12 protein-coding genes are annotated in these 15,471 nt (G+C 42.6%); 4 read left to right on the top strand and 8 right to left on the bottom strand.

Features of this window, described 5'->3' with window-relative positions:
• Positions 1-8 precede the first annotated feature (8 nt).
• The 6 genes from pulA to H8S88_RS08275 all read right to left on the bottom strand — a co-directional run bounded on the left by pulA (position 9) and on the right by H8S88_RS08275 (position 7,582).
• Positions 9-2,060, bottom strand: coding sequence for a type I pullulanase (gene pulA, locus H8S88_RS08300; RefSeq protein ID WP_236128248.1), 2,052 nt, complete (start codon positions 2,058-2,060; stop codon positions 9-11).
• A gap of 8 nt (positions 2,061-2,068) precedes the next feature.
• Positions 2,069-3,052: a LacI family DNA-binding transcriptional regulator gene (locus tag H8S88_RS08295; protein WP_236128247.1), complete on the bottom strand. Its 984-nt coding sequence runs from the start codon at positions 3,050-3,052 to the stop codon at positions 2,069-2,071.
• Between the two features lie 11 nt (positions 3,053-3,063).
• On the bottom strand, positions 3,064-3,876 hold the full coding sequence (locus tag H8S88_RS08290; protein WP_236128246.1) for a DUF1189 domain-containing protein: 813 nt from the start codon (positions 3,874-3,876) through the stop codon (positions 3,064-3,066).
• A gap of 228 nt (positions 3,877-4,104) precedes the next feature.
• A complete protein-coding gene (locus H8S88_RS08285; RefSeq protein ID WP_006596980.1) occupies positions 4,105-4,947 on the bottom strand; it encodes a sugar ABC transporter permease in 843 nt (280 codons plus the stop codon).
• Between the two features lies 1 nt (position 4,948).
• Complete coding sequence (locus H8S88_RS08280; protein WP_195563659.1) at positions 4,949-6,244, bottom strand: sugar ABC transporter permease; 1,296 nt, start codon at positions 6,242-6,244, stop codon at positions 4,949-4,951.
• Positions 6,245-6,325: 81 nt separating this feature from the next.
• Complete coding sequence (locus H8S88_RS08275; protein WP_135783021.1) at positions 6,326-7,582, bottom strand: extracellular solute-binding protein; 1,257 nt, start codon at positions 7,580-7,582, stop codon at positions 6,326-6,328.
• Between the two features lie 451 nt (positions 7,583-8,033).
• On the opposite strand from H8S88_RS08275, the gene malQ reads away from it, so the two are divergent.
• The 4 genes from malQ to nrdI all read left to right on the top strand — a co-directional run bounded on the left by malQ (position 8,034) and on the right by nrdI (position 13,100).
• A complete protein-coding gene (gene malQ, locus H8S88_RS08270) occupies positions 8,034-9,590 on the top strand; it encodes a 4-alpha-glucanotransferase (RefSeq protein WP_329605528.1) in 1,557 nt (518 codons plus the stop codon).
• Positions 9,591-9,632: 42 nt separating this feature from the next.
• Entirely contained in the window at positions 9,633-11,891 is a 2,259-nt protein-coding gene (gene glgP, locus H8S88_RS08265) for a glycogen/starch/alpha-glucan family phosphorylase (protein ID WP_006595383.1), read from the top strand.
• 173 nt (positions 11,892-12,064) lie between these two features.
• On the top strand, positions 12,065-12,577 hold the full coding sequence (locus H8S88_RS08260; protein WP_006595384.1) for an ABC transporter permease: 513 nt from the start codon (positions 12,065-12,067) through the stop codon (positions 12,575-12,577).
• A 55-nt stretch (positions 12,578-12,632) separates the two neighbouring features.
• A complete protein-coding gene (gene nrdI / locus H8S88_RS08255) occupies positions 12,633-13,100 on the top strand; it encodes a class Ib ribonucleoside-diphosphate reductase assembly flavoprotein NrdI (protein WP_123160721.1) in 468 nt (155 codons plus the stop codon).
• Between the two features lie 240 nt (positions 13,101-13,340).
• Here the strand turns inward: nrdI and H8S88_RS08250 are convergent, their stop codons facing one another.
• On the bottom strand, positions 13,341-13,586 hold the full coding sequence (locus H8S88_RS08250; RefSeq protein WP_006596982.1) for a hypothetical protein: 246 nt from the start codon (positions 13,584-13,586) through the stop codon (positions 13,341-13,343).
• A 166-nt stretch (positions 13,587-13,752) separates the two neighbouring features.
• Positions 13,753-15,441 (bottom strand): arginine--tRNA ligase, encoded by a 1,689-nt coding sequence (argS, locus tag H8S88_RS08245; protein WP_006595387.1) that lies wholly within the window; start codon positions 15,439-15,441, stop codon positions 13,753-13,755.
• Positions 15,442-15,471 lie beyond the last annotated feature (30 nt).

Genomic DNA, 15,471 nt, shown 5'->3' with positions numbered 1-15,471 from the left:
GGAATTTTTTATGCTTGTTCTACCAAGATCCAACCATGGGCTGGAACGGTAAATTCTTCTTGAGAAAGTCCTTGCTCTCTTCCAAACACATGAGGGTAGGCAATCGCTAATCTTGCAGATTTTTTGAGTCGATAAGTCCATTCTTGATCTCCCAGGTTGACCAAGATAAGCAACTTACGACCGTCTTTCTCAATGCTGTAAGAGAAGGTCCTCTCTGAGATCCAAGTGACTTGGCAGTAATCCCGTATATCTTGAGCCTTATCAAAGCGAAGGAGCTCTTCCTTTTTACGATAGGCAATCAATTCGCGTAGGAACTGGATATCTGTTTCATAAGCTGTAGAAGAAAACCAGTCCAGTTGATTTAGAGCATCTGGAAGATTGTAAGTATTCTCTTCTAACCCTTTGCTGCGATAGAATTCTTGACCAGCATGTAGGAAGGGAACTCCTTGAGCCAAGAGGACGAGGTGCAAGCCAAGACGGGCTTTAGCCTGACGCACCTCCTCTGAAATGTTTGGGTCTTCAACCTTGAGATAGTCAAAGAAGGTTGCATTATCATGGCATTCCACATAGTTAATTGCCTGTTGAGGACGCACAAAGTGTGGGGCTCCTTTAAGTCCGACGTTACCAGTCAAAATATTGGCCAGATCATTGGCCTGATAGCGGCTGTCTATACGTCCTTCGTTGAGGATGCTTCGTTTAATGGTATCACGGAAGTTGTCACTGAAGAAGCCATACGGACGAAGTTGACTGGCATTGTATTGATGGGCCAGGAGTTCAGGATCCAGTCCAGTATCCATCTTCCAGCCTTCTCCATAAAGGTAAATGTTGGGGTAAATGGCTGCTAATTCTTCTTGAATTTCCATCATGGTTTGGCGGTCAAGAATGCCCATCAAGTCAAAGCGAAAACCATCAAAGCCGTAGAGTTGAACCCACTGCTTGACTGACTGCTTGATGTAGTTGCGCACCATGGCTCTCTCGCTGGCTACATCGTTGCCGCAGAAGGTTCCGTTGGTTCGTTGGCGGTCTTGGTCATAGCGATAGAAATAGCCTGGGACAATCCGCTCAAAGGCAAACTCGTCAGAGAGGTAAACATGGTTATAAACCACATCCATAATAAGACTGAGATCGGCCTTATGATAGGCATCAATCACTTGTTGCAACTCAAGGATCCGTTGGTAAGGATCATTTGGCTGGCTACTAAAACTTCCTTCCGGAACATTGTATTGCACAGGGTCATAGCCCCAATTGTAGGAAGCAGTAGGATTTGTTTCGTCTACGCTTCCGAAATCATAGAGGGGCATGAGCTGAACATGAGTAATACCCAGGGATTTCAAATAGTTAAAGCCAAAGGTCTGGTCTCCATGCTTAGGAGATTCTAAGAGGGCTGGGAAGGTGCCAGGATGTTGGAAACCAGCTTCTTTTTGCATGGAGAAGTCCCGGACGCTCAATTCATAAATAATGGCCTGAGTCGGCTCTAGTTGGGTTGCGGCTCTCTGGATAGGGCGCTCAATCTTATGCCGGTCGATGACATAGCTAGCTCCGGAATTGGCTTCAGAAGAAAGAGCATAAGGATCATGGACGATATGGGTTACACCGTTGACTTGATGCTGGTAGTAATAAGAGGCTTTTTCCCAGTCTCCTTCGAGTTCTAAACGCCATACACCTTTTTCTGTCCGCTCCATCGGGTAGGCAGTTTGGTTGATCAAGAGCTGAACCTCTTGAGAAATGGGAGCCCAGAAGGCAAAGGTCGTTTTTTCTTTTGAGTAGCGAGCCCCTAAATCCTCTCCATCATAAGCATATAGCTGATCAAAGATGGGTTGGCGGACAATCTCCCGGTAGTGGAGGAGGCAAGATTCTCCTTTAGCGTTGGAGAGAGTATAGCTTTGACTTATGTCGATGGGAAGGGGGCTTCGAAGAGTCTTTTCTTCCTCTGTCGGCAAGAGTTCAATCGTTTTCGAACCAGACGTCAATGTAAAAGGAAGAAAGGCCGTTACGCTCTCTCCTCCTTCCATGCGAATCAAGTCTTGATCATCTAAATAAGCAGAAAAGTGTGTGGTCATGGGTTCTCCTAAAGTTCAATAATCGAGTGTTCAATGAGTTGTCTGTAGCAAACAGTTTTGTTTTCCTTGTTGTCCTTAATAATTTGGAGTAAGGTTCTGACAGATTCACGTCCTAATTCAACCGTATTGATGTCAATATAGGCGTCAATTGGAATTCGTGGTTTGATGGAGTCGAAGGAAATAATCGGGAGGTCGACTTGTTTATCGCTCAGGTATCTCCGGACCCCTTCGGCAACTAGAATATCCGTTGTCATGAGTGCTTCGAGTTCTTCAAAAGGCAGGGTATCCATGATTTGGTAAGAATTTTCTTCGAGCAAGAAACCAAAGGAGAATTTGACCAATTCCTTACGAAGAGGGATCTGGTGACTGGCAAGAGCTTCTTGGTAGCCCTTGTATCGGTCTTGAGAAACGGCCAATTCCTTATTTCCTCCAACAAAGGCGATGTGTTGGTATCCCTTATTGATAAAATATTCGGTCGCGTCAAAGGCTGCCTTAACATTGTCGTTATCGACTAAGGATACAAAAGGTGAAGTTGCTTTCCCTAAAATCAAGAAAGGAAATTTATCTTGAATACAGAAGTCAACCAGAGGATCATTCAATTTGGAATAGAGGAAGATGAGTCCATCTACCCGCTTACCATAAATCATTTGTTTGAGTTGCTCGAGACGGTGGGTCTCATTGGCTCCTGTACAAATCTGAATGGCATAGCCATGGTCAGAAGCTACCTGACTAATCCCACGGAGGACCGTAGGGAAGAAGGGGTTTTGGAAGAACACATCACTCTCATCAGGCAAGACAAGGGCAATCACCTGACTGGACTGGCTCACTAAGCTACGAGCATTGAGGTTTGGATGGTAATCCAGTTCTTTCATGGCAGAACGAACCCGTTTTTTAGTGGCTTCACTGATGGTAGATTTATTTTGAATCACTCGTGTAACGGTAGATGGTGCAACGCCGGCAAGTTTGGCGACATCTTTGATGGTGACACGCATAAAGGACCTCCCTAAGGTTTGTAATCTGGATCCCGGAAATGAGTCTTATAGAAGGCAAGCGCGAGGAACAAGACAAATAGGATATTTTGGATCAAGATGGTTGTCGTAAAGACTTGGTGGAATACTAAACTGATCAGGACGCTTGCAAGAATAGGCAATCCAAGACAGTTGAGGGTGAAATTGAAGCATTCTTTGAAGGTCTTGAGAGAGAAGAGACGTGACTTCCGTGTCAAGAAGAGGAAGAAGGAAGCTCCAAATACTAAAATGGCAAAATTCACAGCAGATAAGAAACCTGAGAAGAGGACGAGAAAGAGGCTAACAGCCAATCGATTGGCCTGAAACCAATCTTTGGAAATGGCCTTAGTGAGTTCCTTTTTGTCCTGGATGCTCTCTTGATTGATGGCTTGGTAAGGAATCGTAGCTAGTTCTTTCTTTTCTTTACTTACAATCAATTGGTTTTTATCGAAATAAAGAGTTAATTTTTCTCCTAATTGAGTTCCTTCGTGATGGCCTAAGATAACATGACCAGCTTCATTTTTATGAACTCCAAAATGACTGTTATAGATTAGTTCTTGCTGATTTATCTGTATGTTTTCTTTAAAATCCTTCATAACATCGTCTGTTAAGGGATCAAAGATATCACTAACGAAGGTGGTTAAAGGGTAGGTCTGTAGTTCTGCATTTTGAATGGCAACAGGAATGAGGGTCAAGGATAGAAGAAAGAGTGAGGTAAAGATCATTTGGAACCAGTTGAGTTGTTTGCGGTTGGCAAATGCTTTTCTTACCTGAAAAAGGCTGGAAAAATAATTAAATGGATAGGGCATGAAGAGACCTTTCTAATCTCCGGGATGGATTTCCCTTGTATGGAGAGCCTAACAAGATTTTATCCTTAACCAAAGATGGGAGAGAGACCAGTAGCAAATCAATCAACTTGCTATCCTTGTCCCACTCCCATCCTTTCCTTAAAGATAAAATTTATGTGACTGGGAGAAAAGCACGAGAGGAAATCTCGTCCTTTTCATCATTGCTGGAAGGTTATAGAAAAGTTTATTTTATCCTTTATCCCCACCAGCTGTCAAGCCTGAAACAAAGTTCTTTTGAAGGAAGAAGAACAGCACACAGATTGGGACTGCAATCAGAATCGCACCTGCCGCAAAGAAGGCAATCTTTTGATTTTTTTGGTCGCTGATAAAGGTCTGAAGACCAACAGCTACCGTGTAATTGATTTCATCGCGAAGCAAGAATTTAGATAAGATGTAGTCTCCAAAAGGTCCCATGAAGGCCCAAAGAGCTTGGACCGCAATCATTGGGCGAACCAATGGAAGGACGATTTGCCAGAAGCGACGGAAGTGTCCAGCACCATCCAATTTTGCAGATTCATCAAGTGAAATTGGGACTGTATCGAAGTAACCCTTCATCAACCATGCGTTCATTGGGATTCCCCCACCGACATAGAGGAAGATGAGGAACCAACTGTGGTTCAAGGCATTCAACATAAGAGCCATAACGAAGAAGGCAGTCAAAGCAGCCATGGTAGGGACCATTTGGATAATCAAGAAGAAGACCAAACTTTGCTTACGAGCCAAGAAGTTATAGCGGCTGTAAGCATACCCTGCCAAGGTAATGATGGATGTTTGAGCAACCATGGTAATAATGGCGATAATCAAGGTGTTGAGGTACCAAGTACCATATAGGGTATCCGTAAAGAGTTTTTGGAAGTTATCAAAGCTGAGACTGCCACTGAAATCAAGCGTAAAGGCACTGACGTTACCAGTTTTGAAGGCTGAAAGAACCGTGATCAACAAGGGATAGATGATGATGATGGAAAGGACAACCAAGTAGAGGTAAGTCAAGAAATGATTCAGGCGGCGTTTAAATTGAACTGAATTTTTCATTTTACACATCCTCCATATCAAATGCGTGCAGTTTCTTGAAGGCAATCATCGAGATCGAGATCACAATCAGAGAGATAATCAACGTAACCGCAGCAGCCATTGAGTATTGAGGTGATGAGTTCGTTGTCAATTTATAGATCCAAGAAATCAAGATATCTGTCGAACCAGCATTTCCTCCAACAGATCCAGGTCCACCATCGTTAAAGAGATAGATGATAGAGAAGTTGTTAAAGTTGAAGGTGTATTGGCTGATGAGCGTTGGTGCCGCAACCGCCAAAATCATTGGGAAGGTAATGTTGCGGAATTTTTGCCAAGCGTTCGCTCCATCAATATAGGCTGCTTCATAAAGATCGTTTGGAATAGATTGCAAGATTCCGAGTGTCAAGACGTAAATGTAAGGGAAGCCGAGCCAACCTTGCATCATAATCAAAGCAATTTTCGTCCAAGTAGGATCTGTTTTCCAAGGAATAAGAACCCCATCCAAGAATGGGAAAATCTTCGCAAAGAGCGGAAGGACTTGCGCATTAATGGCCCCGATACTATCATTGAACATGTTTGAGAAGGTCAAGATCGTGATGAAGGCAGGAACCGCCCAAGGAAGAAGGAAGATAACACCGAAGATGCGTTTTCCTTTAATGAATGGTTGGTTGGAAATAATGGCTGTCAAGATACCAAGGACGATTTGAAGTGTTGAAGCTGCCAAGGCCCAGATCAAGGTCCAGCCCAATACAGATGTAAAGGCAGAACGGAAGGTACTCAAAGTCCACATGTTGGTGAAGTTTTGAAGTCCAATCCAATCGAGGAGCGTAAAGCGAGCTGTATGCTTAAAGTCGTAGTTGGTAAAGGCAATCATCAAGGTAACCAAAACAGGGAAGATGATTGCAAAGGTCATGGCAATATAAGAAGGGATGATCAAGAGATAGGGGAAGCCATTTTCATAGATAGCATTCACCATCTCTTTTAGGGTCATCGGCACTCGAATACCGTTATTAATCCGCTTAGCTACAGTACCCGCATCTTTGATATTTAGGGCGTAGAACATCAAATAAACGACAGTGATAATTAAGTGGAAGGCACCACGAATCAAGATAAAAAGAGAATTATCTTTTCCACGGACAGTACCGAGGGTGATGAGTTTGGACAATTCCTCCAAACCAATACCGAAAAAGTAAGCTAGAAAGACAAGTGTTACACCGAGGAAGATGTATCCTTTTGCTTTCTGTTTGTTATAGATTTGTCCCAAACCAGGAATGAGGGATAACCACATTGCCTTTTTTGGGTTTTGTTGTGTTTCCATATCGACTCCTTATAAGTGAGCGACCAGAGGCCACATCACAATGAAAGGCTGGGAAACTTTCCCAGCCCCTTGGGAACTGTATTACTTGCCACCGAATTTTTGTTCGATAGTTTCTTTGATTAATTTAACAGCATCGTCAGCAGCATCTTTAGCAGATTTCTTACCACTTACAGCGTCGAAGAGCATAGTTGCAGCTGGGTCCCAAACAGTACTCATTTCAGAGATGTTTGGCATTGGTTGTGCATTTTCAAACTGTTTAACAACGGCAGCAGTCAACTCATCGTTTTTACCAACAGCGTATTCACGAGCTTCTGTGTTAGCTGGCACTTCGTTAGTCTTATCGTATAAGGCTTTTTGTTGATCAGTTGTAGTCAAGAAGTCAACGAATTTTTGGGCTGCTTCAGGGTGGTTAGCACCTGCAGGGATAACCCAAGCTTTACCACCACCGAAGGCAGAGTAAGCTTTTCCGTTTGGAAGAGTAGGGATAGTTGCTACACCGTAGTTTACTTTTGCTTCTTTCAATGAAGCTGCTTTCCATGGACCATCGATGATGGCAGCTGTCTTACCTTCTTGGAATTGAGTTTGGATGAAGTTTGCAGCACCTTTAGTGTCTTGCAATCCTTTAGGCCATTTAGCATACCAAGTTTTCGCGTATTCGATACCATCGATAGCACCTTGGTTGTTCAAACCAATGTCTTTTGGATCTGTACCACCTTTACCGAAGACATATCCACCGTTACCTGAAAGGAGTCCGTATGCATAGTAGAAGTTAGTCCAGTCGGCAAGGAAGGCAGTATTTTTACCAGCTTCACCAGAGAAGTCATACTTGCTGTCTTTTGCTAATTCTTCAAGTTCACCAAATGTTTTTGGAGCTTCTTGGATGAGGTCTTTGTTGTAGTAAAGAACCAATGTTTCGATAACTGCTGGTGCACCATATACTTTACCACCGTTTGTTACAAGTGATTCAGTTGTTTTGTCAGTCTTGCTGTCTTTGTTCAATGTCACTTCAGCCAATTGACCGTCGTTACCAAGGCCACCTACGCGGTCGTATGGTGCCATCATAACGTCTGGAGCTTTACCTGATTGGTTGTCAAGAGACAACTTGTCCAATCCACCAAGAGCGTCACCTGTCTTGATAGTTACTTTTGTTCCACTTTCTTTTTCAAAAGCTTTCGCAGCTTCTTCCATGTAAGCTTTGTAACCATTGTCAACGTATACTGTCAACTCGTTTTCAGAAGCAGAAGTGTCGTCTTTTTTGCCTCCACAAGCTACCAAAAGAAGTGATGCGAATCCAACTGTACCAAGTACAGCAGCGCTTCGAAGAATTGTGCGTTTCATGATTTATTCCTCCTAAAGAATAAAAATAAGATTATTAGTTGAAAACGTTTTAGACAAACGTTTTCCTTAATACGAATAGTATATCACAGGGAGAAAACGTTTGCAAGCTCTTTGTGCAAAAATTTTTAAAATTTTTTTATCTTCTATATATATACACACAAATAGTTGACAAGAGAATAAGAAAGGGTTAAACTAGGCATGGGATGAACCTGCAGAAAAAATCATAAAAGTTTAGGAAATCTCTTGCATAAACTGCAGGAATACTTTATAATGGACACGTAACGCAAACGTTTTCCTTGGACGTTGCATAAAGATGACCTAGGGTCATTTATAAATAGGTTAAATTCCGTTCTATGTCTGATGGCTGGGCTTCTTCTATTCTTTCTGAGAGTCGGAGTTGGATCAGAAACAGTGTAGAAGTCTAGTCTATTTTTTCTTTGAAACAAAAAATATTAAACTAAAGGTGGTACCCTCAATGAAAAAACGCCAAAGTGGTGTCTTGATGCACATTTCATCCTTGCCTGGGAAGTATGGAATCGGTTCGTTTGGTCAAGTAGCTTACGATTTTGTGGATTTCCTGGTTCGGACTAAGCAACGGTATTGGCAAATTTTGCCTCTCGGAACAACCAGTTATGGAGATTCTCCATATCAATCTTTCTCAGCTTTTGCAGGGAATACCCACTTTATTGACTTCGATCTCTTGATCGAGCAAGGGCTCTTGGATGCATCTGATGTTGAAGGTGTTGATTTTGGTCAAGACCCAACAGAAGTAGACTATGAGAAGATCTTCGAACAACGTCGTCCTCTTCTAGAAAAAGCGGTTAAAGCTTTTATTGAAAACGGTGATTGGGATGACTTCAGCCGTTTTGCTGAAGAAAATGCAGCTTGGTTGGAATTATTTGCTGAATACATGGCTATTAAAGAGCACTTTGAATTAAAAGCATGGACAGAATGGCCAGACGCTGCGATTCGTGCACGCCAACCAGAAGCCCTTACTTCATATCGCGCTCAATTGGAAGACAAATTGACTTACCATCGAGTAACACAGTATTTCTTCTTCAAACAATGGTTGAAATTGAAAGCATACGCTAACGACAACCATATTGAGATCGTAGGTGATATGCCAATCTACGTAGCGGAAGATTCAAGCGATATGTGGGCAAATCCTCATCTCTTTAAAACAGATGAAAATGGAAAAGCAACCTGCATCGCAGGATGCCCACCAGATGAGTTCTCAGCAACTGGTCAGCTTTGGGGCAACCCAATCTATGACTGGGAAGCAATGGACAAAGATGGTTACAAATGGTGGATTGAACGCTTGCGTGAGAGCTTCAAGATCTACGACATCGTGCGGATTGACCACTTCCGTGGCTTCGAGTCTTACTGGGAAATCCCAGCTGGTTCTGATACAGCAGCACCAGGTAAATGGGTTAAAGGTCCTGGCTACAAACTCTTTGCCGCAGTGAAAGAAGAACTTGGTGATTTGAACATCATCGCAGAAGACCTTGGCTTCATGACTGACGAAGTCATTGAGCTTCGTGAGCGCACAGGCTTCCCAGGCATGAAGATCCTTCAATTTGCCTTCAATCCTGACGATGAAAGTATCGACAGCCCTCACTTGGCACCAAACAACTCAGTTATGTATACAGGAACACACGATAATAACACTGTTCTTGGGTGGTATCGCAATGAAATTGACGATCCAACTCGTGAGTACCTTGCTCGTTACACCAACCGTAAAGAATACGAATCTGTTCCACATGCGATGCTTCGTACCGTCTTTGCTTCAGTCAGCTTTATGGCCATCGCTACCATGCAAGATTTGTTAGAGTTGGATGGCTCAGCTCGTATGAACTTCCCATCTACCCTTGGTGGCAACTGGGCATGGCGGATGACAGCGGATCAATTGACTCCTGCTGTCGAGCAAGAATTGCTTGATTTCACAACCATCTATCGTCGTGAAAATACTGACTTGGTGAAAGAAGAAGCGAAAAAAGCAGAAAAATAATCTTTCCCCCTATCTAATCAAAACACAAGGAGACACTTAACCATGGAATCATTACAAAAATATGTGATTGATCATTATCAAAAAACAATTGCAGAATGTTCAAACGAAGAATTGTACATTGCTTTGCTTAATTACACCAAGCAAGCAAGTGCCCAAAAGAAATTAAATACTGGTAAGAAAAAAGTTTACTATATCTCAGCTGAGTTCTTGATTGGTAAACTCTTGTCAAACAACTTGATCAACTTGGGTCTGTACGATGATGTCAAAAAAGAATTGGCTGATGCTGGCAAAGACTTGATCGAAGTTGAAGAAGTGGAATTGGAACCATCACTTGGTAACGGTGGTTTGGGACGCTTGGCAGCCTGCTTTATCGACTCTATCTCAAGCCTTGGTTTGACAGGGGATGGGGTTGGTTTGAACTACCACTTTGGTTTGTTCCAACAAGTTCTTAAAAACAACCAACAAGAAACGATTCCAAATGCGTGGTTGACTGACCAAAGCTGGCTCGTTCGTTCAAGCCGTAGCTACCAAGTGCCATTTGCACACTTTACATTGACTTCTACGCTTTATGATATCGATGTACCTGGTTACAAGATCGAAACCAAGAACCGCTTGCGCTTGTTTGACTTGGATTCAGTTGATTCATCCATCATTGAAGATGGTATCAACTTTGACAAGACAGATATCGCTCGCAACTTGACTCTTTTCCTTTACCCAGATGATAGTAACCGTCAAGGGGAATTGCTCCGTATTTTCCAACAATACTTCATGGTTTCAAACGGTGCACAATTGATCCTCGACGAAGCGATCGAAAAAGGAAGCAACTTGCATGACCTTGCTGACTACGCAGTTGTACAAATCAATGATACTCACCCATCTATGGTCATTCCTGAGTTGATCCGTCTCTTGACTGAACGCGGTATCGAAATGGATGAAGCTATCTCTATCGTTCGTAGCATGACCGCTTACACTAACCACACAATCCTTGCAGAAGCCCTTGAAAAATGGCCACTTGAATTCTTGCAAGAAGTGGTTCCTCACTTGGTACCAATCATTGAAGAATTGGACCGTCGTGTTCGTGCTGAACACAAAGATCCAGCTGTTCAAATCATTGATGAACACGATCGTGTCCACATGGCCCACATGGATATCCACTATGGATACAGTGTAAACGGGGTTGCAGCTCTTCACACTGAAATCTTGAAGAACTCAGAGTTGAAGGCCTTCTACGACCTTTACCCAGAAAAATTCAACAACAAAACAAACGGAATTACCTTCCGTCGTTGGCTTATGCATGCCAACCCAAGCTTGTCTCACTACTTGGATGAGATCCTTGGACGTGACTGGCACCATGATGCTTCTAAGTTGGAAGACCTTCTCTCATACGAAGATAAAGCTGCTGTCAAAGAAAAATTGGAAAACATCAAAGCCCACAACAAACGTAAATTGGCTCGTCACTTGAAAGATCACCAAGGTGTGGAAATCAATCCAAATTCTATCTTTGATATCCAAATCAAACGTCTTCACGAGTACAAACGTCAACAAATGAACGCTTTGTATGTCATCCACAAATACTTGGACATCAAGGCTGGTAATATCCCTGCTCGTCCAATCACAGTCTTCTTTGGTGGTAAAGCAGCTCCTGCCTACACCATCGCTCAAGATATCATCCACTTGATCCTTTGCTTGTCAGAAGTCATTGCAAACGACCCAGCAGTAGCTCCACACTTGCAAGTAGTGATGGTTGAAAACTACAACGTGACTGCAGCAAGCTTCTTGATCCCAGCATGTGATATCTCAGAACAAATCTCATTGGCTTCTAAAGAAGCTTCAGGTACTGGTAACATGAAATTCATGTTGAACGGCGCTTTGACGCTTGGTACTATGGACGGAGCTAACGTGGAAATCGCTGAGTTGGTTGGAGACGAAAACATCTATATCTTCGGTGAAGATTCAGAAACTGTTATCGACCTTTACGCAAAATCAGCATACAAATCAAGCGAATTCTACGCTCGTGAAGCGATCAAACCATTGGTTGACTTTATCATCAGCGACGCTGTTCTTGCAGTTGGTAACCAAGAACGTTTGTCTCGTCTTCACAATGAGTTGATCAACAAAGACTGGTTCATGACCCTTCTTGACTTGGAAGACTACATCAAAGTCAAAGAGCAAATGTTGGCTGACTACGAAGACCGTGACGCATGGTTGGATAAAGTCATCGTCAACATTGCCAAAGCAGGATTCTTCTCATCTGACCGTACCATCGCTCAGTACAACGAAGATATCTGGCACTTGAACTAATTTGTTTTCGACATTCTAGAAGCAATATACTTAGAAAGAAGAGCTCCTTTTGAATCATATCCTGATTTAGAGGGAGCTTTTTTAGAACAGGATCGCTGGGAAAATCTAAACTTGCGCTTCCCTAAGGTTCACGTTATAATAAATACTATGGATATTAGAAACGAGGAAATACAATGAAGAAAAATCCAATTTATATGTATGTCTTGCTAGCTCTATCAGCGATGGGAACTCTATTAACTGCTCAGTCCTTCTTTGGATTGGCTAAAGTGGAGCTCACAGATGAAATGGCAGCTTCTTTGAACTTAACCACTGCTCTTGAACGGGAAGAATACAAAGCCTTCCTTGAGAAATTAATCGTAGCCTTACGCGGACCGATTGCTTGGTTGTTGCTATCTCTTTTGATTGGGGGCTTGATTGCAGTTGCCTATTTCTTCCTGTCTAAAAAGGATATTGTTAAGGCGACCTATGCCTATATGGGACAGATTGGTGCCTTTGTCTTAATGAGCTTGCATAATTTCTTGTCTTATCGTTCTTCTATGTCTGTGATCACGTCAGACAAATTGCGGACCTTGTTGCAGGCTTCTAGCTTATATGCACTTGTCTTGAGTGTGGTTGTAGCCCTTGTTTACTTGGGAATCCTCCTCTACAAATTGAAAAATAGACCAGCTAGCGACCTTCAAGCTTAGATCATAGCATTAAAAAACTCCTCAAGTCTGGAACAAAGAAGAGGAGCTGGTCTGATTGGAGAAGAAAATGAAAGTATGTTTTGTCTATATCAGTTTAAGTGGCAATACTGAAAGTTTTGTTCGTCGTCTCAGTGATTATCTATGGGAGCAGTACCCTGACTTGGTCATTGAAAAAATCCATGTCAAAGACCTAGTCAAAGAAGGGAAGCCCTTCTTTGAAGTTGATACACCTTTTATCGCCTTTTTGCCGACCTACCTAGAAGGAGGAAATGGTGTTGATAATGGAGATGTGGAAATTTTAACGACCGATGTAGCAGACTTTATCGCCTATGGAGACAATGCCACTAAATGCTTGGGAGTTGTAGGATCAGGAAATCGCAACTTCAACAATCAATATTGCCTAACGGCCAAGCAGTACAGCCAACGCTTTGGTTTCCCTATGCTAGCAGACTTTGAGATGAGAGGAATGCTAGGGGATATCAAAAAAGTAGCGGCCATTGTAGAAGATTTGTATCGTCTTTAAAACAAAAGAGGCTGGGACAAAAGTCCTAGCCTCTCAATTGTCTTTGGATTATCGAGCAAGACGCAGTGGTTGAGTGGGCTCTACCACGCTGATTTCATCAGCTTTTACAGCCCTACTCAACTGTGCGGAGGTGGGACGACGAAATCGAATTCTAACGAATTACCGATTTCTGTCCCACTCTCTTATTTGTTGCGGTTGAAGAGAGTGGGGTCATATTTTGTATGACTCCTCTTTTAGGGCTTATTTTAATTGATCTGTGATTTCTTTTGAGAGCAAGAGGCCGAGGCGATAGTCCTTATTGATGGCGTGGATGACATCGTTGATGTTTTCCGTCGTTTGGATTTGTTCCTTGATGCTTGCTTTGAAGGCTTCATCTTTTAAGAGTTGCTCTTGTAAAATCTTTTGCAGTTTTTCTCTCTCGTATTTATTGATTAAAAAGAGAATAAGCAGACTAACTAAAATAAGAATATAAACAGTTTGATTCATGGGGTTCTCCAGAGGGTAAGATAATGGATAAAGGGAAGCGATAATCCCTAAAAATATAGGTGTGTTTAACATAAGAAAAGGAGTGAGATGGAACTAAATAAGATTTATTTAGCGATTCCTCTCACTCCTAAAAGAGATGGTTTCCTATCAAAAAGTAAGGAAGATATTACATTTTCTCAGGTGCTTCGACACCCAATAGACGAAGCGCTTCTTTCAAGACTACTGCTGTTGAGTAGCTAAGAGCAAGGCGGCTATCGCGTTCTGGGCTTTCATCCAAGATACGAGTGTGAGCATAGTACTTGTTGAAGGCTTGAGCCAAGTTGATGGCATATTTTGCAATCAAGGATGGATCATAGTTTTCAGCAGCACGTTTCACGACACGAGCAAAGTCTTGGAGAAGTTTGATGATTTCCCAGCTTTCAGGATCGCTCAAGCTGTATGTTGCATCTGCAGATGGTGTGAAGTTGGCTTTGCGAAGGATGGATTGGATACGTGCGTATGCGTATTGAACGTACGGTCCAGTTTCTCCTTCGAAGGATACCATGGCTTCAAGGTCAAAGTCATACCCGTTGCGACGGTCTGTCTTCAAGTCGTAGAACTTAACGGCACCAACACCGACTGCATGTGCCACTTCTTCCTTGTTTTCAAGTTCAGGGTTCTTTTCTTCGATCTGCGCTTTGGCACGAGAGATCGCTTCTTGAAGGGTTGGTTCGAGCAGGATGATATTTCCTTTACGAGTTGACAATTTTTGGCGATTCTTTGTGACCAAACCAAAGTCAACGTGGATCATATCGTCGCTCCAGTCAAATCCCATTTTCTTCAAAACAGCTTTCAACTGACGGAAGTGGTTGGATTGTTCTTGACCGACAGCATAGATGTTTTTCACAAAGTTGTAAGTCCGTGCACGGTAGATAGCGGTTGCGATATCACGCGTGATGTAAAGAGTGGCACCGTCTGATTTCTTAATCATAGCTGGTGGAAGGTTGACATCATCCAACTCAACGATGCTAGCTCCCTTAGACTCTTTCAATAAGCCTTTTTCTTCAAGGATTTGGACAGCTTCATCCATCTTGTCATTGTAGAAAGCTTCTCCGTTTAAGCTGTCAAATTCAACACCGAGGAGTTTGTAGATACGGTTGAATTCTACCAAGCTCTCGTCACGGAACCATTGCCACAATTCAGTTGCTTCTGGATCTCCATCTTCCAATTTCTTGAACCAGAGACGTCCTTCCTCATCCAAAGCAGGATCGTTTTCAATTTCGGCATTGATGCGGACATAGAGTTTCAACAATTCATCGATTGGATTGGCTTCGACAGCTTCCTTGCTACCCCATTTTTTATAAGCGACCATCAAGAGACCAAATTGTTTACCCCAGTCTCCCAAGTGGTTGATTTTAATGGTGTTGTAGCCCATTTTGCGGAAGATATTTGAAAGAGCATCTCCGATAACGGTTGAGCGCAAATGACCAACTGAGAAAGGTTTTGCAATATTTGGACTAGAAAGGTCGATGGTAATATTTCCTCCATGTCCTTCATCTTGCTGACCGTAGTCTGCACCTGCTTGGATAACCGCTTTGATGACTTGATCAGAGATTTGTGATTTATCTAAGAAGAAGTTTACGTAAGGACCAGTAGCAACGACTTTTTCAAAGTGAGAAGCATCGATTTTTTCCGCAATATCAGCAGCAATCGCTTGAGGAGCTTTGCGTTCGATTTTAGCCAAAGAAAAGGCAGGAAAGGCGATGTCTCCAAGGTCTGAAGATTTTGGTTGTTCTAGTAAATTTAAGATAGTTTCTTGGTCTAAGCCTTCAATGACTTTTGCCAATTCACTTGCAATAAGTTCTTTATGATTCATAGTAGCTCCTTTGGTCTTTTGTTACTATTC

The organism is Streptococcus sp. GS001, assembly GCF_021595565.1.
GTDB lineage: Bacteria > Bacillota > Bacilli > Lactobacillales > Streptococcaceae > Streptococcus > Streptococcus xiaochunlingii.
The sequence above is the reverse complement of the archived record's forward strand: the minus strand, read 5'-3'. Positions and strand labels throughout refer to the sequence as shown.